We start from the raw sequence: 23,459 nt of genomic DNA, 5'->3' as shown, positions 1-23,459 counted from the left end.
CCGGGCCGCGGACCCAGTCAGCGGAGACGGACGTGAACCGAGACGAAAAGAAGGAACTCGTGTCCCGCCTGCAGGCCGAGTTCGGAGAGTCGGCCGTCTGCATCGTCACCCACTACCAGGGTCTGACGGTGGCACAGATGGAGACGCTCCGGCGCAAGGTGCGTGAGGTGGGGGCCCGGTTCCAGGTCACCAAGAACCGGCTCACCCGACTCGCTCTGGACGGTACGGAGTTCGAGGGTCTGAGCGACCTGTTCACCGGCCCGACGGCGATTGCCACGTCGGCGGATCCGGTGGCGGCGGCCAAGGCCTGCGTGGAGTTCGCCAAGACCAACGACAAGCTGGTCATCCTGGGCGGCGCCATGCAGGGCAAGGTGCTCGACGCCGAGGGCGTCGGCAACCTGGCGAAGCTGCCGTCGCTGGACGAGCTGCGGGCGCAGCTCGCCGGCCTGATCACCACGCCCGCGCAGCGGGTGGCCAGCGTCACGCAGGCGCCGGCCGGTCAGCTGGCCCGGGTGCTCAAGGCCCATGCCGATGCCGAATCCCAGGGCGAGGCGGCGTGATCGCCGCGATCCCCATCCCCTAGACCGAACCCTGTTCAAGTCGATCCGACGAGGAGTGTTGTAGAATGGCCGATCTGGAAAAGCTGGTCGAAGACCTGTCCGCCCTGACCGTCCTGGAAGCCGCCGAGCTGTCCAAGATGCTCGAGGAGAAGTGGGGCGTGTCGGCGGCGGCCCCGGTGGCGGTGGCCGGCGCCATGCCGGCGGGCGGCGGCGAGGCGGCCGCGGCCGAGGAAGAGAAGACCGAGTTCGACGTCATCCTGGTCTCGGCCGGTGACAAGAAGATCAACGTCATCAAGGAAGTCCGCGCCATCACCGGCCTGGGCCTGAAGGAGGCCAAGGAACTGGTCGAGGGCGCGCCGAAGCCGGTGAAGGAAGCGGTCACCAAGGATGAGGCCGCGGAGATGAAGAAGAAGCTTGAGGACGCGGGCGCCACCGTCGAGGTCAAGTAAGGACCGCACGGGCGGACACGTCCGACACAGCACCGCCGGGCCGGGGGGACGACGGCAGTCCCCCCGGCTTTCGGGCGTTGCGGGCTCCGCTGCAGGACGGGGCGATCCGGATGCGCCGTGGCCGGTGGCGGCGGGCGTCCGGACAGACGATCGGGGGGCACGGGCCGCCGCCGCCGGGCGGTCCGCAGGGTACGATGGCGGACGCGGCGTGGCCAGGGTCACGGCCGCACAGGGGTGGCGCAGGCAGGACAGCAGGTAAGGAGCGGCAATGACCAAGTCGTTGACAAGTCGGAGGCGGGTCCGCAAGGACTTCGGGCGCATCTCCACCGTGGCCCCCATGCCCAACCTGATCGAGGTGCAGAAGAGCAGCTACGATCAGTTCCTGCAAGTGGGCATCCGCCCCGAGGCACGCACCGACAGCGGCCTCCAGGAGGTGTTGAAGTCCGTGTTCCCGATCCGGGACTTCGCCGGCAAGGGGGAACTGGAGTTCGTCTCCTACGACCTGGAGACGCCTAAGTACGATGTCGACGAATGCCAGCAACGCGGCATGACCTATGCCGCGCCGCTCAAGGTCACCCTGCGCCTGCTGGTCTGGGACGTGGACGAGGAGACCGGCGCGCGCTCGATTCGCGACATCAAGGAGCAGGACGTCTACATGGGCGACATGCCGCTCATGACGTCCAACGGCACCTTCATCATCAACGGCACCGAGCGCGTCATCGTCTCGCAGATGCACCGCTCGCCGGGCGTGTTCTTCGATCACGACAAGGGCAAGACGCACTCGTCGGGCAAGTATCTGTTCGCGGCCCGGGTCATCCCGTACCGCGGCTCGTGGCTCGATTTCGAGTTCGACGCCAAGGATCTCGTCTACGTGCGCATCGACCGGCGCCGCAAGCTGCCGGTGACGACGCTGCTGTACGCCCTGGAGGGCCTGGCCACCGAACGCCTGCGCGCCCAGCGCGCGGAGGCCGGCAAGCCCGTGGACCCGTTCGAGGTCCAGGGCATGACCGCCGAGGAGATCCTGAACTACTTCTATGACACGCTGACGTTCGCGCGCGACGAGAAGGGCTGGAAGATCCCCTTCGATCCCGACCGCATGCGCGGCGTCAAGCTGAACTACGATCTGGTCGATGCCGACACCGGCGAGGTCAAGATGGAGGCCGGCGCCAAGGTCACGCCGCGCTCGGCGCGCAAGCTGGCCGAGGAGGGCATGACCAGCCAGCGGGTGTTCCCCGAGGAGCTGGCCGGGCGCTACGCCGCCGAGGACATGATCAACGAGGAGACCGGGGAGGTCTTCGCCGAGGCCGGCGAGGAGCTGACCGAGGACATGCTGGCCGAGATGGAGAAGGCCGGTGTGACCGAGTTGAAGGTCCTGCACATCGACCACGTCAACGTCGGGCCGTACATCCGCAACACGCTGTCGGTCGACAAGAACACGTCGCGCGAAGAGGCGTTGATCGACATCTACCGGGTCATGCGGCCGGGCGAGCCGCCGACCCTGGAGACCGCCGACGCGCTGTTCAAGGGCCTGTTCTTCGACTCCGAGCGCTACGACCTGTCCGCCGTGGGCCGCGTCAAGATGAACGCGCGCCTGGGCTTCAGCAACGATGACGTGCCGGACCACGTGCGCGTGCTTCGCAAGGCCGATATCCTCTCCATCATCAAGCTCCTGGTCGAGATGAAGGACGGCCGCGGCGAGGTGGACGACATCGACCACCTGGGCAATCGGCGCGTGCGCTCGGTCGGCGAGCTGATGGAGAACCAGTACCGGGTCGGCCTGCTGCGCATGGAGCGGGCGATCCGCGAGCGCATGAGCGCCGTGGACATCGACACCGTGATGCCGCACGACCTCATCAACGCCAAGCCGGCGGCGGCGGCGGTGCGCGAGTTCTTCGGCTCGTCGCAGCTTTCGCAGTTCATGGACCAGACCAACCCGCTGTCCGAGGTGACGCACAAGCGCCGCCTGTCGGCGCTGGGTCCGGGGGGCCTGACGCGTGAGCGCGCCGGCTTCGAGGTGCGCGACGTGCACCCCACGCACTACGGCCGCATCTGCCCGATCGAGACGCCGGAAGGCCCGAACATCGGCCTCATCAACAGCCTGGCGACCTTCGCGCGGGTGAACCAGTACGGCTTCATCGAGAGCCCGTACCGGCGCGTGGTGGACGGCCAGGTGACCGACGAGGTCCTCTACATGTCGGCGATGGAGGAGGGCAAGCACACCGTCGCCCAGGCCAACGCCGAGCTGGACGAGAACGGCCGCTTCGTCTCCGACCTGGTCAGCGCGCGTCACGCCGGCGACTACGAGCTGGTCGACCCCTCCAAGGTGGACCTGATCGACGTCTCGCCGAAACAGCTCGTCTCGGTGGCCGCGGCGCTGATTCCGTTCCTGGAGAACGACGACGCCAACCGCGCGCTGATGGGCTCGAACATGCAGCGCCAGGCGGTGCCGCTGGTGCGCGCCGAGGCGCCGTTCGTCGGCACCGGCATGGAGTCGGCGGTGGCGCGCGATTCCGGCGCCACCATCGTGGCCCGGCGCACCGGGCGCGTGCAGCAGGTGGACGCCACCCGCATCGTGGTCCGGGCCACCGAGGAGACCGATGCCACCGCCTCCGGCGTGGATATCTACCGGCTGCGCAAGTTCCAGCGCTCGAACCAGAACACCTGCATCAACCAGCGCCCGCTGGTGAAGGTGGGCGACATCGTGGTCAAGGGCGACATCATCGCCGATGGCCCGTCCACCGACCTGGGCGAACTGGCGCTGGGGCGCAACGTGCTGGTCGCGTTCATGCCCTGGAACGGCTACAACTTCGAGGACTCCATCCTGATCTCCGAGCGCATCGTGCGCGATGACGTCTTCACCTCGATCCACATCGAGGAGTTCGAGGTCATGGCGCGCGACACCAAGCTGGGTCAGGAGGAGATCACGCGCGACATCCCCAACGTGGGTGAGGAGGCGCTGAAGAACCTCGACGAGGCCGGCATCGTCTACATCGGCGCCGAGGTGCAGGCCGGCGACATTCTGGTCGGCAAGGTCACGCCGAAGGGCGAAAGCCCGATGACGCCGGAGGAGAAGCTGCTGCGCGCCATCTTCGGCGAAAAGGCGTCCGACGTGCGCGATACCTCCCTGCGGGTGCCGCCGGGGGTGACGGGCACGGTGGTCGAGGTGCGCGTGTTCAACCGCCGCGGTGTCGACAAGGACGAACGCGCGCTCGCCATCGAGCGGTCCGAGATCGAGCGCCTGGCCAAGGACCGCGACGACGAGAAGGCCATCCTGGAAGGCAGCTTCTCGGCCCAGCTCAAGGAGATCCTGCTCGGCAAGACGGTGGTCTCGGGGCCGCGCGGCATGAAGGCCGGCGTGGCGGTCACCGAAGAGCTGCTGGGCCAGTTCACGCCGGGCCAGTGGCGCCAGATCGCCGTCGACGACGATACCGTCATGGCCGAGGTGGAGGCCCGCAAGAAGACCTTCGAAGAGAGCATCGAGCGCATCCACGCCCGCTTCGACGACAAGGTCGAGAAGCTCCAGCGCGGTGACGAACTGCCGCCGGGCGTGCTCAAGATGGTCAAGGTGTTCGTCGCGGTGAAGCGCAAGCTGCAGCCCGGCGACAAGATGGCCGGGCGTCACGGCAACAAGGGCGTGATTTCCAAGATCAATCCGATCGAGGATATGCCCTACCTGGAGGACGGCACGGCGGTGGACATCGTGCTGAACCCGCTGGGCGTGCCGTCGCGCATGAACGTCGGCCAGATCCTGGAGACCCACCTGGGCTGGGCCTGCCGCGGCCTGGGCCAGCAGGTCAACGAACTGCTGGAGGGCATCCGCCGGGGCATGAACGACAGCGCGGCGCTGCGGGCGCGGCTGGAGGACGTCTACGGGCCGGCCGAGTATCAGGAGGCGATCGCCGACCTGGACGAGTCCGACCTGCTGGAGATGGGCGACAACCTGCGCAGCGGTGTGCCGATCGCCACCCCGGTGTTCGACGGCGCGCGCGAGGCCGATATCGTGACCATGCTGGAGAAGGCCGGCCTGCACGCCTCGGGCCAGGTGACGCTGCACGACGGGCGCACGGGCGAGCCGTTCGACCGCCAGGTGACGGTGGGCTACATCTATATGCTGAAGCTGCACCACCTGGTGGACGACAAGATCCACGCCCGGTCCATCGGGCCGTACTCGCTGGTCACCCAGCAGCCGCTGGGCGGCAAGGCGCAGTTCGGCGGCCAACGCTTCGGCGAGATGGAGGTGTGGGCGCTGGAGGCGTACGGCGCCGCCTACACGCTCCAGGAAATGCTGACCGTCAAGTCGGACGACGTGGCCGGCCGCACCAAGGTCTACGAGGCCATCGTGCGCGGCGACGACGCCTTCGAGGCCGGCATCCCCGAATCCTTCAACGTGCTGGTGAAGGAGATGCGCTCGCTGGGCCTGGACGTGGAAATGGACCAGTCGACGCCCTGACGGCGGGTCGATGACGGGCTGCGGCCGCGGCCGGATTCCGGTGGCGGGTTCCGGTGGCGGCGGCCGCACCCCATATGCCGCAAGCGATGATGCGCGAGCGACGACGATAGTCCGCGACGATTTCCGGACGGCGCCCCGGGGCCTGCCGTCCCCCGCGAACCGGCGGAGAGATGATCATGAATGAGTTGACCAAAATCTTCGGTCAGGTCACCGGCACGCAGTCGTTTGACCAGATCAAGATCTCGATTGCGAGCCCCGACAAGGTGCTGTCGTGGTCCTATGGCGAGATCAAGAAGCCGGAGACGATCAACTATCGTACCTTCAAGCCGGAGCGGGACGGCCTGTTCTGCGCCCGGATCTTCGGCCCCATCAAGGATTACGAGTGCTTGTGCGGCAAGTACAAGCGCATGAAGTATCGCGGCATCATCTGCGAGAAGTGCGGTGTCGAGGTCACGCTGTCGAAGGTGCGGCGTGAGCGCATGGGGCACATCCAGCTCGCCGCGCCGGTCGCGCACATCTGGTTCCTGAAGTCGCTGCCGAGCCGCATCGGCCTCTTGGTCGACATGACGTTGAAGGACCTGGAGCGGGTCCTGTACTTCGAGAACTACGTGGTCATCGAACCGGGCATGACCCCGCTCAAGCAGAACGAACTGCTGAGTGAGGAGGCGTACCAGCGTGCCTGTGAGGACTACGGCGAGGACAGCTTCCACGCCGGCATCGGCGCCGAGGCGCTCAAGGAGATGCTGTCGGCCATCGACCTGGAAGCCCTGCGCGACGACATGCGCTTCGAGCTGAAGGAGACCAACTCCGAGGCCAAGCGCAAGAAACTGGTCAAGCGCCTCAAGCTGGTCGAGGCGTTCATGGAGTCGGACACCCGGCCCGAGTGGATGATCCTGGACGTGGTGCCGGTGATCCCGCCCGAGCTGCGCCCGCTGGTGCCGCTCGACGGCGGCCGCTTCGCGACCTCCGACCTCAACGATCTGTACCGCCGCGTCATCAACCGCAACAACCGCCTGAAGCGGCTGATCGAACTGCGCGCGCCCGACATCATCATCCGCAACGAGAAGCGGATGCTGCAGGAGTCGGTCGACGCGCTGTTCGACAACGGCCGGCGCGGCCGCGCCATCACGGGCGCCAACAAGCGCCCGCTGAAGTCGCTGTCCGACATGCTGAAGGGCAAGCAGGGTCGGTTCCGCCAGAACCTGCTGGGCAAGCGCGTGGACTACTCGGGCCGCTCGGTCATCGTGGTCGGACCGGAACTGAAGCTGCACCAGTGCGGGTTGCCGAAGAAGATGGCGCTGGAGCTGTTCAAGCCCTTCGTCTACTCGAAGCTGGAGCTGTACGGCTACGCCACCACCATCAAGGCCGCCAAGCGCATGGTGGAGAAGGAGCGGCCCGAGGTGTGGGACATCCTCGAAGAGGTGATCCGCGAGCACCCGGTGATGCTCAACCGCGCCCCCACGCTGCACCGCCTGGGGATCCAGGCGTTCGAACCGGTGCTGATCGAGGGCAAGGCGATCCAGCTCCATCCGCTGGTCTGCACCGCCTTCAACGCCGACTTCGACGGCGACCAGATGGCCGTGCACGTGCCGCTCTCGCTGGAGGCGCAGCTTGAGGCCCGCGTGCTGATGATGTCGACCAACAACATCCTCAGCCCGGCCAACGGCAAGCCGATCATCGTGCCGACGCAGGATATCGTCCTGGGCCTGTACTACATGTCGATGGAGCGCGAGGGCGAGGCCGGCGAGGGCATGGTGTTCGGCGACGTGCAGGAGGTCGAACACGCCCTGTTCCACGGCCGCGTGGCGCTGCACGCCCGGGTCAAGTGCCGCATCGACACCGTGGACGAGACCGGGGCGCCGGTGTCGCGGGTGGTGGAGACCACGCCGGGCCGCCTGCGCATCTACGAGCTGCTGCCGCGCGACAAGAACGTGCCGTTCTCGACCATCAACCGCCTGCTGCGGAAGAAGGATCTTCAGGACGTCATCGACATTGTCTACCGCCACTGCGGTCAGAAGGAGACGGTGATATTCTGTGACCGCATGATGTCCCTGGGCTACGGGCAGGCGGCGCGTGCCGGCATCTCCTTCGGCAAGGACGATCTGGTGATCCCGGCCACCAAGGAGCACCTGGTGGCGGAGACCGAGGCCCAGGTGAAGGAATTCGAACACCAGTATCTGGAAGGCCTCATCACCCAGGGCGAGAAGTACAACAAGGTCATCGACGCGTGGGCGCACTGCACCGACCGGGTCGCCGACGAGATGATGAAGGAGATCGCCAAGATCGAGCCCGGCAAGCCGATCAACAGCGTCTACATGATGGCGCATTCCGGCGCCCGAGGCTCGCCCGCGCAGATGAAGCAGCTCGCCGGGATGCGCGGCCTGATGGCCAAGCCGGACGGCTCGATCATCGAGACGCCGATCGTGTCGAACTTCAAGGAAGGCCTGACCGTGCTGGAGTACTTCAACTCCACCCACGGCGCGCGTAAGGGTCTGGCCGACACCGCCTTGAAGACCGCGAACTCCGGCTACCTGACGCGCCGTCTCGTCGACGTCGCGCAGGACGCCATCATCTGCGAGCCGGACTGCGGCACCACCGAGGGCATTACCGTCAACCCGGTGGTGGACGGTGGCGAGATCATCGTCTCGCTGGGCGAGCGCGTGCTGGGCCGCACCACGGCCGAGGAGGTGCTGGACAACAACGGCGGCCTGCTGCTGGCGCGCAACCACCTGATCGAGGAAGCCGACGTCGAGAAGCTGGAACTGGCCGGCGTCGAGCAGGTTCGCATCCGCTCGGTGCTGACCTGCGAGGCCGAGCGCGGCATCTGCGCCAAGTGCTACGGGCGCGACCTGGCCCGCGGCACGCCGGTGAACGACGGCGAGTCGGTCGGTGTGATCGCAGCCCAGTCGATCGGCGAACCGGGCACCCAGCTCACGATGCGGACCTTCCACATCGGCGGCGCCGCCCAGCGCGGGGCCGAGCAGTCGAGTGTCGAGGCGGCCTTCGACGCCATTGTGCGGATCGAGAACCGCCAGGTGGTGGTGGGCGAGGGCGACGTGCTCGTCGTCATGGCCCGCAACCTGGAGGTCGTGCTGACCGACGAACTGGGCCGCGAGAAGGCCCGCCATCGCATCCCCTACGGTGCCCGGCTTCTGGTTGACGAGGGTCAGAAGATCGAGAAGGGCACGCGCCTGGCGGAATGGGATCCGTACACCCTGCCGATCGTGACCGAGAAGGAGGGCATCGCGCACTACGTCGACCTGATCGACAACGTGTCGATGCGCGAGGTCACCGACGAGGCCACCGGCATCTCGTCGCGGGTGGTGATCGACTGGCGCTCGCAGCCGCGGTCCGGCGACCTCAAGCCGCGCATCACGCTGCGCGACGAGCAGGGCGAGATCATCACGCTCGAGAACGGCCTGGAGGCGCGCTACTTCATGTCGGTGGACGCCATCCTGTCGGTGGAGCCGGGCCAGCGGGTGAAGGCCGGCGAGGTGCTGGCGCGTATCCCGCGCGAGGGCTCCAAGACGCGCGACATCACCGGCGGTCTGCCGCGCGTGGCTGAGCTGTTCGAGGCCCGCAAGCCCAAGGACCACGCCGTCATCGCCGAGATCGACGGCCGGGTGGAGTTCGGCAAGGACTACAAGTCCAAGCGGCGCATTCTGGTGGTGGCCGAGGACGGCACCGAGATGGAGTACCTGCTGCCCAAGGGCAAGCACGTCACCGTTCAGGAGGGCGACTACGTCCGCAAGGGCGACCCGCTGATGGACGGCAACCCGGTGCCGCACGACATTCTGCGGGTGCTGGGTGTGGAGGCGCTGGCGGACTACCTCATCAAGGAGATCCAGGACGTCTATCGACTCCAGGGCGTGAAGATCAACGACAAGCACATCGAGGTCATCATCCGCCAGATGCTCCAGAAGGTGGAGGTCCGCGAGCCGGGCGACACCACCTTGCTGGTCGGCGAGCTGGTGGACCGCATGGAGTTCGCCGCCGAGAACGAGAAGACCATCAAGGATGGCGGCCGGGCGGCGGTGGCCGACCCGGTGCTGCAGGGCATCACCAAGGCGTCCTTGCAGACGCATTCCTTCATCTCGGCCGCCTCCTTCCAGGAGACCACCCGGGTGCTCACCGAGGCGGCCACGGCCGGCAAGCGCGATTCGCTGGTGGGCCTGAAGGAGAACGTCATCGTGGGCCGCCTGATCCCGGCCGGGACCGGCTCGACCATGAACCGCTACCGCCAGATCGCGGCCGATCGCGACCGCGCCATGGCGCTGGCGATGCACGAGGACGAGGGCGAGGCCGAAGGCGAGGGCACCGTGGTGCCGCTGCCGACGGAGGCCGCGCCGCATCCGGCGCCGGGCGAGCCCGGTCCGGGCGGCGGCGAGGACTGATCCGGGCGCACCCGCGGGCGGGCGACTCCGCCTGCGCGCGCCGTCGAGTCGCCCGCGGCCCGCCGGTAAAGCGGGTGGGCGGCGGGCCGCGCACGGCGCGGGGGCGGCCGCGGCGGGCGACCGGGGCCGGTTTTTTCCGCCGACGGGGCGGCGGTCGCGGGCCGGATGGCCACCGACGGCCGCGCCGGCCGTCGGTGCCGGCGGGAACCGGGTTGGTGGTGCACGGTTTTTCCCCCGTCGGGCTTGACGGGGTAGGGGCCGATGCATAGTATGCGCGCTCCCGAGGCGCTGGCGCGCGCTTTGAACCCGCGCTGCCGTGCGCGTCTGGGCCCGACTCATGACCAGGCCCGACGGCCTCCCCCCTCGACTCGGGGCCCTCGACCAGGGGGCCCGCGGGGTTCTTTTGTACCGACGCGTCCGCTTGGGGCGCGTCGTGTTTGCCTTGGGGGCGCGGGTTCGGGGGATCGCTCGGGCCGGTGCGCGGGCTCCGCTGTGGAGCCGACGGTCAGGCGCGAGGCGCATGACGCGAGACAGAGACGCGAGACACATAGGGACGGTTGTTGGATGCCGACGATCAACCAGCTGATCCGCAAGCCGCGGACGCCGCAGGTCAAACGAAACAAGGTGCCGGCCATGCAGGCCTGCCCGCAGAAGCGCGGCGTGTGCACGCGCGTCTACACCACCACGCCGAAGAAGCCGAACTCGGCCCTCCGGAAGGTGGCGCGCGTGCGTCTGACCAACGGCTTCGAGGTCACCTCCTACATTCCCGGCGAGGGGCATAACCTCCAGGAGCACTCGGTGGTGATGATCCGTGGCGGCCGTGTGAAGGACCTGCCGGGCGTGCGCTACCACATTATCCGCGGCACCCTGGACACCCAGGGGGTGAAGGATCGTCGTCAGCGCCGGTCGAAGTACGGCGCCAAGCGTCCCAAGTAAGGAGAAGCCCGGATGTCCCGTCGTCGTGCCGCCATCAAGCGCGAAGTCCTGCCGGACGCCAAGTATGGCGACAAGGTCGTCGCCAAGTTCATCAACGCCGTCATGCTGGAAGGCAAGAAGTCGGTCGCCGAGCGCATCGTCTACGGTGCCTTGGACAAGATCGCGGCCCGTACCAGCAATGATCCGGTCAAGGTGTTCCACGATGCCGTCGATAACGTGAAGCCGGCCCTTGAGGTGCGCTCCCGCCGGGTCGGCGGCGCGACCTACCAGGTGCCGGTGGAGGTGCGGCCCGAGCGTCGCCAGGCCCTGGCGCTGCGCTGGATCATTGATTTCGCGCGCAAGCGCTCCGAGACCACCATGGTCGACCGTCTCTCCGGCGAGTTCCTGGATGCGTCGAACAACCGCGGTGGCGCCGTCAAGAAGCGCGAAGATACCCACCGTATGGCTGAGGCCAACAAGGCCTTCTCCCATTACCGCTGGTAACCCCTTCGACGCGACACCGCGCCCCACACCGTCCAGGCCCGCGAGGAAGCTGACATGAAACGCGAGACCCCGATCGAGCGCTACCGAAACATCGGGATCATGGCGCACATTGATGCCGGCAAGACCACGACGACCGAGCGAATCCTGTACTACACGGGCAAGTCGCACAAGATCGGCGAGGTGCACGACGGCGCCGCCACCATGGACTGGATGGAGCAGGAGCAGGAGCGCGGCATCACGATCACGTCGGCCGCGACCACCGCGTTCTGGAAGGACCATCGCGTCAACATCATCGACACCCCGGGTCACGTCGACTTCACCATTGAGGTGGAGCGCTCGCTGCGCGTGCTCGACGGCGCCGTGGCGGTGTTCGACTCCGTGGCCGGGGTCGAGCCGCAGTCCGAGACGGTGTGGCGCCAGGCCGACAAGTACGGCGTGCCGCGGATGTGCTTCGTCAACAAGATGGACCGCCTGGGGGCCGACTTCTATCGCTGCGTCGACATGATTGTCGATCGGCTCGGGGCGCGGCCGCTGGTGCTGAACATGCCGATCGGCAGCGAAAGCGACTTCGCCGGCGTGGTCGACCTCGTCAAGATGAAGGCCGTGATCTGGCAGGGCGAGTCCCTGGGAGCGAAGTTCGACTACCTCGACATCCCGGCCGACCTTCAGGAGAAGGCGCAGGAGCTGCGCGAGGCTCTGGTGGAGACCGCGGTCGAGGTCGACGACGACGCCATGGAGGCGTACCTGGAGGGCAACGAGCCCGACGAGGACACGCTGAAGGCCTGTATCCGCAAGGGCACCATCAGCCGCAGCTTCGTGCCGGTGCTGTGCGGGTCGGCGTTCAAGAACAAGGGCGTGCAGACCCTGCTGGATGCGGTGGTCGATTTCATGCCGTCGCCGTTCGACGTGCCGGCCATCAAGGGCGTGCTGCCGGACAGCGAGGACCAGGTGGAGCGCAAGGCCGACGACAAGGAGCCGTTCTCGGCCCTGGCGTTCAAGATCATGAACGACCCGTTCGTCGGCTCGCTGACCTTCGCGCGCATCTACTCCGGTGTGCTGGAGAGTGGCTCCTACGTCCTGAACACGGTGAAGAACAAGCGCGAGCGCATCGGCCGCATGCTGCTGATGCACTCCAACAACCGTGAAGAGATCAAGTGGGCGTCGGCCGGTGACATCGTGGCCCTGGTCGGACTGAAGGAGACCACCACCGGCGACACGCTGTGCGACCCCGCCAAGCCGGTCGTCCTGGAGCGCATGGAATTCCCCGACCCGGTGATCGAGGTCGCGGTGGAGCCGCGCACCAAGGCGGACATGGAGAAGATGGGCATGGCGCTGGCGCGTCTGGCCGCCGAGGATCCGTCGTTCCGCGTCTCCACCGACGTCGAGAGTGGGCAGACGGTCATCAAGGGCATGGGCGAGCTGCACCTGGAGATCATCGTCGACCGCCTGAAGCGGGAATTCAAGGTCGATGCCAACGTGGGGGCCCCGCAGGTGGCCTACCGCGAGACGATCTCCAAGCCGTATACGGTGGACTACACGCACAAGAAGCAGAGCGGCGGCTCCGGCCAGTTCGCGCGCGTGGTCATCAAGTTCGAACCGCTGGAGCCGGGCTCCGGCTTCGAGTTCGCGAGCACCATCGTCGGCGGCACGGTGCCGAAGGAGTACGTGCCGGGTGTCGAGAAGGGGCTGCGGTCGAGCATCGACAACGGCGTGATCGTTGGCTTCCCGTGCACGGACTTCAAGGCCACCCTGGTTGACGGCGCCTATCACGACGTGGACTCCAGCGTCATGGCGTTCGAAATCGCCTCGCGCGCGGCCTTCCGCGACGGCATGCCCAAGGCAGGGCCGAAGCTGCTGGAGCCGATGATGAAGGTCGAGGTGGTCACGCCCGAGGAGTACATGGGCGATATCATCGGGGACCTGAACAGCCGGCGCGGCAACGTCTCCGGCATGGACCAGCGCGGCAACGCGCGGGTCGTCTCCGCCCAGGTGCCGCTGGCCAACATGTTCGGCTACGTCAACACGTTGCGGTCGATGAGTCAGGGCCGCGCCCAGTACACCATGCACTTCGACAGCTACGCCGAGGTGCCGAACAACGTGTCCGAGGAAATCAAGGCCAAGATGGCGGGCTAGGGCCGCGGGACGGCCGCCGGCGGCGGCCGCGCATCGGCGGCCCGCCGCGACCGGGCGAGTACGAGTCCAGACCCTCCAACCCGACCGTGCGAACGGAGACCAGAGAGAATGGCGAAGGAAAAGTTTGACCGCAGCAAGCCGCACTGCAACGTGGGGACGATTGGGCACGTTGACCACGGCAAGACGACGCTGACGGCGGCGATCACGAAAGTCTTGGCGGAGACGGGCGGGGCGACGTTCTCGGCCTACGACATGATCGACAAGGCGCCGGAAGAGAAGGCGCGCGGGATCACGATCTCGACGGCGCACGTGGAGTACACGACGGAGAACCGGCATTACGCGCACGTGGACTGCCCGGGTCACGCCGACTACGTGAAGAACATGATCACGGGTGCGGCGCAGATGGACGGCGCGATCCTGGTTGTGTCGGCGGCGGACGGTCCGATGCCGCAGACGCGCGAGCACATTCTTCTGGCGCGTCAGGTGGGTGTTCCGGCGCTGGTCGTGTACATGAACAAGGTCGACCAGGTGGACGACGAGGAGCTTCTGGAGCTTGTGGAGCTTGAGGTTCGCGAGCTGCTGTCGTCGTACGACTTCCCGGGGGACGACATCCCGATCGTCAAGGGCTCGGCGCTGGCGGCGCTGGAGGATGGCGACGCGAAGATCGGCCGGGAGTCGATCATCGAACTGATGAAGGCGGTGGACAGCTACGTGCCGCAGCCGGAGCGTCCGAAGGACCAGCCGTTCCTGATGCCGATCGAGGACGTGTTCTCGATCTCGGGGCGCGGGACGGTGGTGACGGGCCGCGTGGAGCGGGGCGTGATCAAGGTCGGCGAGGAAGTCGAGATCGTGGGCCTGAAGGACACGGTGAAGACGACCTGCACCGGGGTTGAGATGTTCCGCAAGCTGCTGGACCAGGGCGAGGCCGGTGACAACATCGGGGCGCTGCTGCGGGGCACGAAGCGCGACGACGTGGAGCGCGGTCAGGTTCTGGCGAAGCCGGGGACGATCACGCCGCACACCAAGTTCAAGTGCGAGTGCTACATCCTGACCAAGGAAGAGGGCGGTCGTCACACGCCGTTCTTCTCGAACTACCGGCCGCAGTTCTACTTCCGGACCACGGACGTGACCGGGACGATCGAGCTGCCCGAGGGCACCGAGATGGTGATGCCGGGCGACAACATCGCGATGACGGTCAACCTGATCGCGCCGATCGCGATGGACGAGGGCCTGCGGTTCGCGATCCGCGAGGGCGGGCGCACCGTCGGCGCCGGCGTGGTCGCCAACATCCTGGAGTAGTCTCCAGGTCCCGCCCGGCGCCGCCCCCGCGGCGCGCCCCGGGCGGGCAGGGTGTTCGGGCACGGATCGGGTCCGGGGGATCGGCCTTTCGGCCGCCGGACCCGTCCGCGTCTTCCTCCGGCCGGAAGCGGTCGGGGATGGGTGGCGTCCGGGCTCGGCCGGGCGGGCATCCGGGCCGGCGGACCCCGCGCCGGGCCGGGTGATGCGGGGGAGCCCCGAAAGACAGCCGCTGCGGTCTCTTTTGGTGTTCTTTTTTCGACGTTGGTTCGGCGAACCCCCGGGGGGTCACGGGAAGGCGCCGGACACGGGATCTCCCGGCCGTGCGTCGGGCCCCACCGCTTCGCAACCGTCGGCCTGGCCGGCGGGGACACGGGGCGGATCGCAGATTGACGCTGGATTGCACAGGATTGGGTCAGAGCATGGCCATGATGGACAGTCAGAATATCCGCATTCGCCTCAAGGCGTTCGATCACCGCGTGCTGGACCAGTCCACGCGCGAGATCGTCGGCACGGCCAAGCGGACCGGCGCGCAGGTGCGCGGGCCGATCCCCCTGCCCACGCGGATCGAAAAGTTCACGCTCAACCGGTCGCCGCACATCGACAAGAAGTCGCGCGAGCAGTTCGAGATCCGGACCCACAAGCGTCTGCTGGATATCGTCGATCCGACGCCGCAGACCGTGGACGCGCTGATGAAGCTGGATCTGGCGGCCGGCGTGGACGTGGAGATCAAGCTCTAGGCGACGGCGGCGCCGCCGGCCGGCCCACGGGCGCGGGTCGGCGGGGACCGTCCGGCGCGACGGGACGACCGGGGTGCGGCGCGCGGCCGGCATCCGGCAGGCCGTCGCGGTCCGGTGTGCGATCACGCGATGCGGTCCGTCAGGACCGGCCCGGCGGGCCGGCTCCGGGGTCGGGTCCAAGGATTTGAGGATAAAGGACGATGCGTTCCGGTCTGATAGCGCAGAAGGTCGGCATGACCCGACTGTTTGATGCCGAGGGCGTCCACGTTCCGGTCACCGTGCTGCGGGTGGAGGAGTGCCACGTGGTGGCCAACCGCACGCGCGAGACGGACGGCTACGTGGCGGTGCAGCTCGGCGCTGGCCGCGCCAAGGTGAAGAACACCTCGAAGGCGATGCGCGGCCATTTCGCCAAGGCGCGGGTGGAACCCAAGCGGCATGTCGTGGAGTTCCGGGTGTCCGACGACTGTCTGGTCGCGCCCGGCACCGAGCTGTCGGCGGCCCATTTCGTGCCCGGGCAGTATGTCGACGTGGTCGGCACCAGCATCGGTAAGGGCTTCGCGGGTGCCATGAAGCGGCATAACTTCCGCGGCCTGGAGGCGACGCACGGTGTGTCGATCATGCACCGCTCGCACGGCTCCACCGGCCAGTGCCAGGACCCCGGCAAGGTGTTCAAGGGCAAGAAGATGGCCGGTCACCTGGGCTTCGAGCGGGTCACGGTGCAGAGCCTGAAGGTGGTCGATGTCGACGCCGAGCGCGGCCTCGTGATGGTGCGCGGCGCCGTCCCCGGCGCCAAGGGCGGCTGGGTCGAGATCTCGGATGCCCTCAAGAAGGCGTTGCCCGAGGGTGTGCCGATGCCGGCCGGCGTGAAGGCCGCGGCGGACGAGGCCCCGGCCGAAGCCGCGGGCGCCGACGGTGACGGCGACGGCGCCGGCAAGGAGAGCTGAGAGTCATGAAGCACGACGTCATCACGCTGGACAACGAGGCGGCCGGCAGCGTCGATCTGGACGAGGCCGTCTTCGGCGTCGCGGTGCGCCCCGACATCCTGCACCGGGTCGTGCGCTGGCAGTTGGCCCGGCGCCAGGCCGGCACGCACAAGACCAAGGGCATCAGCGAGATCAGCGGCACCACGGCCAAGCCCTTCAAGCAGAAGGGCACCGGCCGGGCGCGCCAGGGCTCGCGCCGCGCCACCCAGTTCCGGGGCGGCCAGACGGTGTTCGGCCCGGTGGTGCGCTCGCACGCCCACGACCTGCCCAAGAAGGTCCGCAAGCTGGGCCTGAAGACGGCGCTGTCGGCCAAGCTGGCGGACAACAAGCTGGTGGTGCTGGACGCGGCCACGTCCGAGACCGGCAAGACCAAGGACCTGGCGGCCCGCCTGGCGGCCCTGGGCTGGACCAGTGCGCTGGTCATCGACGGCCCGGCGGTGAACGAGGGCTTCGCCCGCGCGGCCCGTAACATCGTCGGCCTTGATGTGCTGCCGCAGCAGGGCGCGAACGTGCGCGACATCCTGCGCCGCGACACGCTGGTGCTGACCAAGGACGCCGTGGCCCACCTGCAGGAGCGCCTGAAATGAGCAAGCCGGTGGCGACCCTCGACAAGGAGCGGATGTACGACATCATCCGCGCCCCCGTGATCACCGAAAAGGCGACCATGGGGTCCCAGTACAATCAGTTCACCTTCAAGGTGCCGCTAAACGCCTCCAAGCCGGAGATCAAGCAGGCGGTGGAAGGCGTGTTCAACGTCAAGGTGACGGCCGTCAACACCCTGATCCAAAAGGGCAAGGTGAAGCGGTTCCGGGGCACCATCGGCAAGCGGTCCGACGTCAAGAAGGCGATCGTGACCCTGGCCGAGGGCCATTCCATCGACGTCGGCACGGGGGTCTGATCCGATGGCACTGAAACAGTTCAACCCGGTCACGCCGGGGATGCGGAACCTGGTGCTGGTCGACCGCGGCGGGCTGCACAAGGGCAAGCCCGTCAAGGGCCTGACGCAGGGCCTGACCAAGACCGGCGGCCGCAACAACCAGGGTCGCACCACGGCCTGGCAGCGCGGCGGCGGTCATAAGCGGCGCTACCGCATGGTCGACTTCAAGCGGCGCAAGATGGGCATGCCGGCGACGGTCGAGCGGATGGAGTACGACCCCAACCGCACCGCGTTCATCGCCCTGGTGCGCTACGAGGACGGCGAGCTGTCCTACATCCTGGCGCCGCAGCGCCTGGGCGTGGGCGACACCGTGATCGCCGACGAGCGCGCCGACATCAAGCCGGGCAACGCCATGCCGCTGAAGGGCATGCCGGTCGGCACGATCGTGCACAATGTCGAGCTGAAGCCCGGCAAGGGCGGTCAGATGGCGCGCTCGGCCGGCTGCTATGCCCAGCTCATCGGCAAGGACCAGGGCTACGCCCAGCTCCGGCTGTCGTCGGGCGAACTGCGCATGGTGCGCGGCGAATGCATGGCGACCGTGGGCGCGGTGTCGAACCCCGACAACGCGAACGAGAAGCTCGGCAAGGCCGGTCGCAAGCGCTGGATGGGCAAGCGCCCGCACGTGCGCGGCGTGGTCATGAACCCGGTCGACCATCCGCACGGCGGCGGCGAGGGCCGCACCTCCGGCGGCCGCCACCCGGTCACGCCGTGGGGCAAGCCGACCAAGGGCAAGCGCACGCGGTCGAACAAGAAGACCGACCGCCTGATTATGCGCAGCCGCCACCAGGCGAAGAAGAAGTAAGGAGGCCGCTCGTGGCTCGTTCCGTTTGGAAAGGTCCGTTCATCGACGGCTACCTTCTCAAGAAAGCCGAGGCGGCGCGCGCCTCCGGCCGCAATGAAGTGATCAAGACCTGGTCGCGGCGTTCGACCATCCTGCCGCAGTTCGTGGGCCTCACCTTCGGGGTCTACAACGGGCATAAGTTCGTGCCGGTGCTGGTGACCGAGAACATGGTCGGGCACAAGTTCGGCGAGTTCTCGCCCACGCGCACCTACTACGGCCACGCCGCCGACAAGAAGGCGAAGAGGAGATAACCATGGGCAAGACGTCTGCGGAACGTCGCCTCGACGATACCGAGGCCCGGGCGGTCTCCCGCATGATCCGCACCAGCCCGCGCAAGCTGAACCTGGTGGCCGCGTCGATCCGCGGCATGCCGGTGGAGCGCGCGCTGTCGGAGCTGGCCTTCTCGAACCGGCGCATCGCCGTCGAGGTGCGCAAGGTGCTGGAGTCCGCCATCGCCAACGCCGAGAACAATCACCAGCTCGACGTCGATCAGCTCGTGGTGACCGAGGCCTACGTCGGCAAGTCGCTGGTCATGAAGCGGTGGCGCGCCCGCGCCCGCGGCCGGGTCGGCAAGATCCTGAAGCCCTGGGCGAACCTGACGATCGTGGTGCGTGAGCGCGAGGAGTTGGCGTAATGGGACAGAAAGTCAATCCGGTCGGTCTGCGGCTGGGCATCAACCGCACCTGGGACTCGCGCTGGTACGCCGACCACGACTATGCGGATCTCCTCCACGAGGACCTGATGATCCGCCAGTACCTCAAGAAGCGCCTGGCGCAGGCCGGGGTGTCGCGCATCGTCATCGAGCGGCCGGCCAAGAAGGCCCGCATCACCATCCACACGGCGCGGCCGGGCGTGGTGATCGGCAAGAAGGGTCAGGACATCGAGAAGCTGCGCCAGCATCTGCAGAAGATGACCGGCAACGAGGTTCACCTGAACATCGTCGAGATCCGCAAGCCGGAACTGGACGCACAGCTCGTCGCCGAGAACATCGCCCAGCAGCTCGAGCGCCGCGTTGCCTTCCGCCGCGCCATGAAGCGCGCGGTGCAGAACGCCATGCGTCTGGGCGCCCAGGGCATCCGGATCAACTGCGCCGGCCGCCTGGGCGGTGCCGAGATCGCGCGCACCGAATGGTACCGCGAGGGCCGGGTGCCGCTGCACACGCTGCGCGCCGACGTGGACTACGGCACCGCCACGGGCAAGACCACCTACGGCAGCTGCGGCGTCAAGGTGTGGATCTTCAAGGGCGAGATCCTGGAGCACGATCCCATGGCCCAGGACCGGCGCCGCGGCGACACGCCGCGCTGACCCCCCGGGGGTCGCGCGACGGTCCGTGCCGGGCTGAAGGAGCGGAAAGACAATGCTGAGTCCGAAACGCACTAAGTTTCGCAAGTTTCACAAGGGCCGCATCAAGGGCGAGGCGAAGGGCGGTAGCGCGCTCAACTTCGGCGCCTATGGCCTCAAGGCGGTGGAGCCCGAGCGCATCACGGCGCGCCAGATCGAGGCCGCCCGCCGGTCCATCACGCGCTACATGAAGCGCCAGGGGCGGCTCTGGATCCGGATTTTCCCGGACGTGGCGGTCTCCAAGAAGCCGGCCGAGGTCCGCATGGGATCCGGCAAGGGCTCGCCGGAGTACTGGGTGGCCAAGGTCAAGCCCGGCCGTGTCATGTTCGAGCTGGACGGCGTCTCGGAAGAGGTCGCGCGCCGCGCGTTCGAGCTGGCGTCGGCCAAGCTGCCGATCAAGACCAAGTTCGTGGCCCGCATCGGGGAGTAAGGAGCGATGGCGAAGGGCAAGGATACCGGCGCGGAGGATCTGCGCCAGATGAGCCCGGATCAGCTCCGGGACAAGTTGATCGAGCTGAAGAAGGAGCAGTTCAATCTGCGCTTCCAGGCCGCCTCCGGTCAGCTCGCCAACACCGCCCGGGTGAGGGAGGTGCGCCGCACGGTTGCGCGCATCAAGACCATCCAGGCCGAGAAGGCCCAGGCCGCCCAGGCGGCCGCCGCCGGCGCCACGTCGTAAGGAGAGCAGGACCGATGCCGAGGCGTATCCTTCAGGGGGTGGTCGTCAGCGACAAGAACGACAAGACCGTGGTCGTGAGCGTGGAACGTCGCTTCAAGCACCCCGTCTACAAGAAGTTCATCCGGCGTTCGAAAAAGTTCGCCGCGCATGACGAGGCCAACCAGTGTAAGGTGGGCGATATCGTGCGAATCCGTGAGTGCGCTCCCATTTCGAAGCGCAAGACCTGGGAAGTCGTTCTCGACTCCACCGCGGACCAGGACGCGCCGGTGGGCGCGTGACCAGTCGCGGGTACTCTTAGGGAATAGTCATCATGATCCAGATGCAGACCAACCTGGATGTCGCCGACAATTCCGGCGCCCGGCGGGTCATGTGCGTGAAGGTCCTGGGCGGCTCGAAGCGCATGACGGCGGGCGTGGGCGACGTCATCGTGGTCTCGGTCAAGGAGGCCATCCCGCGCGGCCGCGTCAAGAAGGGCGACGTGCACCGGGCGGTGATCGTGCGCACGGCAAAGGAGATCCGCCGCCCCGACGGCTCGGTGATCCGCTTCGACGGCAATGCGGCCGTGCTGCTGAACAAGCAGAACGAGCCCATCGGCACCCGGATCTTCGGTCCGGTGACGCGCGAGCTGCGCGCCAAGAAGTTCATGAAGATCATCTCGCTGGCGCCGGAGGTGCTGTGATGGCCGCGCGAATCCGCAAGGGCGACAAGGTCGTCGTGGTCAGCGGCCGCGACAAGGGCCGCCACGGCGAAGTGCTGAAGGCGATGCCGCGGGAGGACCGCGTGATCGTGCAGGGGGTCAACAAGGTCAAGCGCCACCAGCGCCAGACCCAGACCGCCCAGGGCGGCATCATCGAAAAGGAGGCTCCGATCCACGTCTCCAACGTGATGCACGAGGATCCGAAGGACAACCAGCCGACGCGGGTGGGGTTCAAGGTTCTCGAGGATGGCCGCAAGGTGCGCTTCGCCAAGCGCTCCGGCGAAGTCATCGACGTCTGAGGAGGCCCCGATGACCGCACGGCTGCATGAACACTACAACACCGTCGTCCGCGACACCCTGAAGGACAAGCACGGGTACAAGAACCCGCTGGAAGTCCCGCGGCTCGACAAGATCGTCATCAACATGGGCGTCGGCGAGGCGGCCCAGGACCGCAAGCTCATCGAGGGCGCGGTCAAGGACCTGACCGCGATCGCCGGCCAGAAGCCGATCATCACCCGCGCCAAGAAGTCGATCGCCCAGTTCAAGCTGCGCGACGGCATGGTGGTGGGGTGCAAGGTCACCCTGCGGCGCGAGCGCATGTACGAGTTCCTGGACCGCCTGGTGAACATCGCCCTGCCGCGCGTGCGCGACTTCCGCGGCGTGCCGGCCAGCGGCTTCGACGGCGCCGGGAACTACAACATGGGCGTCAAGGAGCAGATCATCTTCCCCGAGATCAACTACGACCAGGTCGACAAGATGCGGGGCATGAACATTACGATCTGCACCACGGCCAAGACGAACGACGAGGCACGGACCCTTCTGGAAGGGTTCAACATGCCCTTCCAGAACTAGGCGCTTGGAGAAACGAACCCATGGCGAAAGTGAGTGCCGTCGAGCGCAACAAGAAGCGCGTCCGCATGGCCAAGACGCGGGCCGCCAAGCGCGCGGAATTGAAGGCCGTCGTCAAGAACCGGGACGTCTCCCCCGAGGAGCGGTTCGACGCGGTCATGAAGCTGGCCAAGATGCCCCGCAACTCGTCCCCGGTGCGTGTGAAGAACCGCTGCGATCTGACCGGCCGGCCGCATTCGGTCTACCGGAAGTTCCGCCTGGGCCGCGTGGTGCTGCGTGACCTGGCCTCCACGGGCCAGATCCCCGGCATGGTCAAGTCGAGTTGGTGAGGAAGGTGGCCCATGGCTCTGAGTGATCCCTTGGGTGACATGCTCACCCGTATCCGCAACGGCCAGCAGGCCCGCAAGGCGGTGATCAAGGCGCCGGCGTCCAAGTTGCGGGCGAACGTGCTGGACGTGCTGCAGCGTGAAGGCTTTATCCGCGGCTATTCGTGGGCGAACGTGCGCAAGGGCGTGGACGAACTGGTGGTCGAGTTGAAGTACCACGAGGGCGCCCCCGCGATCCGCACCATCGCCCGCGTCTCCCGGCCCGGCCGGCGCGTCTACTCGAAGATCAAGGACCTGCCCAAGGTCTACAACGGCCTGGGGATTTCCATCCTGTCCACGCCGCGCGGCGTCATGAGCGACGCCGAGGCGCGTGCGGCGAACGTGGGTGGCGAAGTCCTCTGCAAGGTGTTTTAGGCGAGGGGGACGAAACCATGTCACGTGTCGGAAAATACCCCGTCGACGTCCCCAGCGGCGTCACCGTCACCATCGAGGACAATGTGGTGACGGCCAAGGGCAAGCTCGGCGAGATGACCTACCGGTGCTCCGACGAGGTCGAGACCAGCCTGGAAGACAACCAGATCTGGGTCCGTCCGAAGGCGACGCACAAGCAGGCGCGCATGCACTGGGGCACCACCCGGGCGCAGCTCAACAACGTGGTCAAGGGCGTCGGCGAGGGCTTCACCAAGAAGCTCGAACTGGTCGGCGTCGGCTACAAGGCGCAGGTGCAGGGCCAGACCCTGGTGCTGTCGCTGGGCTACAGCCACGACATCACGTATCCGATCCCGGACGATCTGAAGATCGTCGCGCCGGCCCCCACCCAGGTGGAGATCTCCGGCGCCTCCAAGCAGCGGGTCGGGCAGGTCGCTTCCGAGTTGCGCGGCTTCCGGCCGCCCGAGCCCTACAAGGGCAAGGGCGTGAAGTACGCGGACGAGCGCATCCTGCGCAAGGAAGGCAAGAAGAAGTAGGCGGGGATACGGGTATGACGTCAGCGAAGCAGCTGTTCGAGCGTCGCCGCGGCCGGGTCCGCTACGCGCTCCGCAAGAAGGCCCGAGGCCGTCCCCGCTTGTCGGTGTTCCGGTCCTCGAAGCACATCTACGCCCAGGTGATCGACGACGTGGCGGGGCGCACCGTCGCCGCCGCGTCGACGCTGGACAAGGACCTGCGCGCCACGCTCAAGACCGGGGCCGACACGGCCGCGGCCGCGGCGGTCGGCAAGCTGGTGGCCGAGCGGGCCGTGGCCCAGGGTGTGGGCGCGGTGGTCTTCGACCGCGGCGGCTACATCTATCACGGGCGGGTGAAGGCTCTGGCCGATGCCGCCCGCGAGGGCGGCCTCCAGTTCTGAACACCGAAGGTTCGAGGGAAGGTAGA

Annotated in this window: 26 protein-coding genes; all 26 read left to right on the top strand. The window is 67.4% G+C overall.

Annotation, left to right across the window (positions count from 1 at the left end):
• Positions 1-32 precede the first annotated feature (32 nt).
• Positions 33-560: a 50S ribosomal protein L10 gene (gene rplJ / locus GGD88_RS07875; RefSeq protein ID WP_184433831.1), complete on the top strand. Its 528-nt coding sequence runs from the start codon at positions 33-35 to the stop codon at positions 558-560.
• 65 nt (positions 561-625) lie between these two features.
• Positions 626-1,009 carry a 50S ribosomal protein L7/L12 gene (gene rplL / locus GGD88_RS07870; RefSeq protein ID WP_184433828.1) on the top strand — a complete coding sequence of 128 codons (384 nt, stop codon included), beginning with the start codon at positions 626-628 and terminating at the stop codon, positions 1,007-1,009.
• A 268-nt stretch (positions 1,010-1,277) separates the two neighbouring features.
• Positions 1,278-5,459: a DNA-directed RNA polymerase subunit beta gene (gene rpoB / locus GGD88_RS07865; protein WP_184433825.1), complete on the top strand. Its 4,182-nt coding sequence runs from the start codon at positions 1,278-1,280 to the stop codon at positions 5,457-5,459.
• A 176-nt stretch (positions 5,460-5,635) separates the two neighbouring features.
• Positions 5,636-9,853, top strand: coding sequence for a DNA-directed RNA polymerase subunit beta' (rpoC, locus tag GGD88_RS07860; protein WP_184433822.1), 4,218 nt, complete (start codon positions 5,636-5,638; stop codon positions 9,851-9,853).
• A gap of 564 nt (positions 9,854-10,417) precedes the next feature.
• The gene (gene rpsL, locus GGD88_RS07855; protein WP_184044044.1) at positions 10,418-10,789 is read left to right on the top strand and encodes a 30S ribosomal protein S12; all 372 of its coding nucleotides are present in this window, start codon (positions 10,418-10,420) and stop codon (positions 10,787-10,789) included.
• Positions 10,790-10,801: 12 nt separating this feature from the next.
• Complete coding sequence (gene rpsG, locus GGD88_RS07850) at positions 10,802-11,272, top strand: 30S ribosomal protein S7 (protein ID WP_184433819.1); 471 nt, start codon at positions 10,802-10,804, stop codon at positions 11,270-11,272.
• A gap of 54 nt (positions 11,273-11,326) precedes the next feature.
• The gene (fusA, locus tag GGD88_RS07845; RefSeq protein WP_184433816.1) at positions 11,327-13,405 is read left to right on the top strand and encodes an elongation factor G; all 2,079 of its coding nucleotides are present in this window, start codon (positions 11,327-11,329) and stop codon (positions 13,403-13,405) included.
• 108 nt (positions 13,406-13,513) lie between these two features.
• On the top strand, positions 13,514-14,704 hold the full coding sequence (gene tuf, locus GGD88_RS07840) for an elongation factor Tu (RefSeq protein WP_184433813.1): 1,191 nt from the start codon (positions 13,514-13,516) through the stop codon (positions 14,702-14,704).
• 428 nt (positions 14,705-15,132) lie between these two features.
• Complete coding sequence (gene rpsJ / locus GGD88_RS07835; RefSeq protein ID WP_184433970.1) at positions 15,133-15,441, top strand: 30S ribosomal protein S10; 309 nt, start codon at positions 15,133-15,135, stop codon at positions 15,439-15,441.
• 200 nt (positions 15,442-15,641) lie between these two features.
• Positions 15,642-16,385 (top strand): 50S ribosomal protein L3, encoded by a 744-nt coding sequence (gene rplC, locus GGD88_RS07830; protein WP_184433810.1) that lies wholly within the window; start codon positions 15,642-15,644, stop codon positions 16,383-16,385.
• A gap of 5 nt (positions 16,386-16,390) precedes the next feature.
• Positions 16,391-17,011, top strand: coding sequence for a 50S ribosomal protein L4 (rplD, locus tag GGD88_RS07825; protein ID WP_184433807.1), 621 nt, complete (start codon positions 16,391-16,393; stop codon positions 17,009-17,011).
• The gene (locus tag GGD88_RS07820) at positions 17,008-17,322 is read left to right on the top strand and encodes a 50S ribosomal protein L23 (RefSeq protein ID WP_184433805.1); all 315 of its coding nucleotides are present in this window, start codon (positions 17,008-17,010) and stop codon (positions 17,320-17,322) included. Before rplD ends, GGD88_RS07820 begins: the two co-directional genes overlap by 4 nt.
• A 4-nt stretch (positions 17,323-17,326) precedes the next feature.
• Positions 17,327-18,163, top strand: a complete 837-nt coding sequence (gene rplB / locus GGD88_RS07815; RefSeq protein WP_184433802.1) for a 50S ribosomal protein L2 — start codon at positions 17,327-17,329, stop codon at positions 18,161-18,163.
• An 11-nt stretch (positions 18,164-18,174) separates the two neighbouring features.
• Complete coding sequence (rpsS, locus tag GGD88_RS07810; RefSeq protein WP_184433798.1) at positions 18,175-18,453, top strand: 30S ribosomal protein S19; 279 nt, start codon at positions 18,175-18,177, stop codon at positions 18,451-18,453.
• 2 nt (positions 18,454-18,455) lie between these two features.
• On the top strand, positions 18,456-18,836 hold the full coding sequence (rplV, locus tag GGD88_RS07805) for a 50S ribosomal protein L22 (RefSeq protein WP_184433795.1): 381 nt from the start codon (positions 18,456-18,458) through the stop codon (positions 18,834-18,836).
• Positions 18,836-19,507 (top strand): 30S ribosomal protein S3, encoded by a 672-nt coding sequence (gene rpsC, locus GGD88_RS07800; RefSeq protein WP_184433792.1) that lies wholly within the window; start codon positions 18,836-18,838, stop codon positions 19,505-19,507. The genes rplV and rpsC overlap by 1 nt, the downstream gene beginning before the upstream one ends.
• 52 nt (positions 19,508-19,559) lie before the next feature.
• On the top strand, positions 19,560-19,973 hold the full coding sequence (rplP, locus tag GGD88_RS07795) for a 50S ribosomal protein L16 (RefSeq protein WP_184433789.1): 414 nt from the start codon (positions 19,560-19,562) through the stop codon (positions 19,971-19,973).
• A gap of 6 nt (positions 19,974-19,979) precedes the next feature.
• Positions 19,980-20,219: a 50S ribosomal protein L29 gene (rpmC, locus tag GGD88_RS07790; RefSeq protein ID WP_184433786.1), complete on the top strand. Its 240-nt coding sequence runs from the start codon at positions 19,980-19,982 to the stop codon at positions 20,217-20,219.
• A 14-nt stretch (positions 20,220-20,233) separates the two neighbouring features.
• On the top strand, positions 20,234-20,497 hold the full coding sequence (rpsQ, locus tag GGD88_RS07785; RefSeq protein WP_184433783.1) for a 30S ribosomal protein S17: 264 nt from the start codon (positions 20,234-20,236) through the stop codon (positions 20,495-20,497).
• Positions 20,498-20,529: 32 nt separating this feature from the next.
• Positions 20,530-20,898, top strand: coding sequence for a 50S ribosomal protein L14 (gene rplN / locus GGD88_RS07780; RefSeq protein WP_184433780.1), 369 nt, complete (start codon positions 20,530-20,532; stop codon positions 20,896-20,898).
• Entirely contained in the window at positions 20,895-21,215 is a 321-nt protein-coding gene (gene rplX, locus GGD88_RS07775) for a 50S ribosomal protein L24 (RefSeq protein ID WP_343056308.1), read from the top strand. The genes rplN and rplX overlap by 4 nt, the downstream gene beginning before the upstream one ends.
• Before the next feature lie 10 nt (positions 21,216-21,225).
• A complete protein-coding gene (rplE, locus tag GGD88_RS07770) occupies positions 21,226-21,768 on the top strand; it encodes a 50S ribosomal protein L5 (RefSeq protein ID WP_184433774.1) in 543 nt (180 codons plus the stop codon).
• Between the two features lie 20 nt (positions 21,769-21,788).
• A complete protein-coding gene (rpsN, locus tag GGD88_RS07765) occupies positions 21,789-22,094 on the top strand; it encodes a 30S ribosomal protein S14 (protein ID WP_184433771.1) in 306 nt (101 codons plus the stop codon).
• A 12-nt stretch (positions 22,095-22,106) separates the two neighbouring features.
• Entirely contained in the window at positions 22,107-22,505 is a 399-nt protein-coding gene (gene rpsH / locus GGD88_RS07760) for a 30S ribosomal protein S8 (RefSeq protein WP_184433768.1), read from the top strand.
• A 17-nt stretch (positions 22,506-22,522) separates the two neighbouring features.
• On the top strand, positions 22,523-23,056 hold the full coding sequence (gene rplF / locus GGD88_RS07755) for a 50S ribosomal protein L6 (protein ID WP_184433765.1): 534 nt from the start codon (positions 22,523-22,525) through the stop codon (positions 23,054-23,056).
• 14 nt (positions 23,057-23,070) lie between these two features.
• Positions 23,071-23,433 (top strand): 50S ribosomal protein L18, encoded by a 363-nt coding sequence (gene rplR / locus GGD88_RS07750; RefSeq protein ID WP_184433761.1) that lies wholly within the window; start codon positions 23,071-23,073, stop codon positions 23,431-23,433.
• Positions 23,434-23,459 lie beyond the last annotated feature (26 nt).

The sequence above is a fragment of the Roseospira goensis genome, assembly GCF_014197795.1.
GTDB classification, from domain to species: Bacteria; Pseudomonadota; Alphaproteobacteria; order Rhodospirillales; family Rhodospirillaceae; genus Rhodospira; species Rhodospira goensis.
Note: the sequence above shows the minus strand (reverse complement) of the source record. Positions and strands in the feature narration are given on the sequence as shown.

What these genes read in the sequence shown, in the direction of transcription:
- rplE (WP_184433774.1), top strand. Translation starts at nt 21,226, where the DNA reads ATGACCGCACGGCTGCATGAACACTACAACACCGTCGTCCGCGACACC.
- tuf (WP_184433813.1), top strand. Translation starts at nt 13,514, where the DNA reads ATGGCGAAGGAAAAGTTTGACCGCAGCAAGCCGCACTGCAACGTGGGG.
- rplP (WP_184433789.1), top strand. Translation starts at nt 19,560, where the DNA reads ATGCTGAGTCCGAAACGCACTAAGTTTCGCAAGTTTCACAAGGGCCGC.
- rpsJ (WP_184433970.1), top strand. Translation starts at nt 15,133, where the DNA reads ATGGACAGTCAGAATATCCGCATTCGCCTCAAGGCGTTCGATCACCGC.
- rpoC (WP_184433822.1), top strand. Translation starts at nt 5,636, where the DNA reads ATGAATGAGTTGACCAAAATCTTCGGTCAGGTCACCGGCACGCAGTCG.
- rpsG (WP_184433819.1), top strand. Translation starts at nt 10,802, where the DNA reads ATGTCCCGTCGTCGTGCCGCCATCAAGCGCGAAGTCCTGCCGGACGCC.
- rplR (WP_184433761.1), top strand. Translation starts at nt 23,071, where the DNA reads ATGACGTCAGCGAAGCAGCTGTTCGAGCGTCGCCGCGGCCGGGTCCGC.
- rpmC (WP_184433786.1), top strand. Translation starts at nt 19,980, where the DNA reads ATGGCGAAGGGCAAGGATACCGGCGCGGAGGATCTGCGCCAGATGAGC.
- fusA (WP_184433816.1), top strand. Translation starts at nt 11,327, where the DNA reads ATGAAACGCGAGACCCCGATCGAGCGCTACCGAAACATCGGGATCATG.
- GGD88_RS07820 (WP_184433805.1), top strand. Translation starts at nt 17,008, where the DNA reads ATGAGCAAGCCGGTGGCGACCCTCGACAAGGAGCGGATGTACGACATC.
- rpsL (WP_184044044.1), top strand. Translation starts at nt 10,418, where the DNA reads ATGCCGACGATCAACCAGCTGATCCGCAAGCCGCGGACGCCGCAGGTC.
- rpsC (WP_184433792.1), top strand. Translation starts at nt 18,836, where the DNA reads ATGGGACAGAAAGTCAATCCGGTCGGTCTGCGGCTGGGCATCAACCGC.
- rpsQ (WP_184433783.1), top strand. Translation starts at nt 20,234, where the DNA reads ATGCCGAGGCGTATCCTTCAGGGGGTGGTCGTCAGCGACAAGAACGAC.
- rplD (WP_184433807.1), top strand. Translation starts at nt 16,391, where the DNA reads ATGAAGCACGACGTCATCACGCTGGACAACGAGGCGGCCGGCAGCGTC.
- rplN (WP_184433780.1), top strand. Translation starts at nt 20,530, where the DNA reads ATGATCCAGATGCAGACCAACCTGGATGTCGCCGACAATTCCGGCGCC.
- rplB (WP_184433802.1), top strand. Translation starts at nt 17,327, where the DNA reads ATGGCACTGAAACAGTTCAACCCGGTCACGCCGGGGATGCGGAACCTG.
- rplC (WP_184433810.1), top strand. Translation starts at nt 15,642, where the DNA reads ATGCGTTCCGGTCTGATAGCGCAGAAGGTCGGCATGACCCGACTGTTT.
- rpsN (WP_184433771.1), top strand. Translation starts at nt 21,789, where the DNA reads ATGGCGAAAGTGAGTGCCGTCGAGCGCAACAAGAAGCGCGTCCGCATG.
- rpsH (WP_184433768.1), top strand. Translation starts at nt 22,107, where the DNA reads ATGGCTCTGAGTGATCCCTTGGGTGACATGCTCACCCGTATCCGCAAC.
- rpoB (WP_184433825.1), top strand. Translation starts at nt 1,278, where the DNA reads ATGACCAAGTCGTTGACAAGTCGGAGGCGGGTCCGCAAGGACTTCGGG.
- rplL (WP_184433828.1), top strand. Translation starts at nt 626, where the DNA reads ATGGCCGATCTGGAAAAGCTGGTCGAAGACCTGTCCGCCCTGACCGTC.
- rplF (WP_184433765.1), top strand. Translation starts at nt 22,523, where the DNA reads ATGTCACGTGTCGGAAAATACCCCGTCGACGTCCCCAGCGGCGTCACC.
- rplV (WP_184433795.1), top strand. Translation starts at nt 18,456, where the DNA reads ATGGGCAAGACGTCTGCGGAACGTCGCCTCGACGATACCGAGGCCCGG.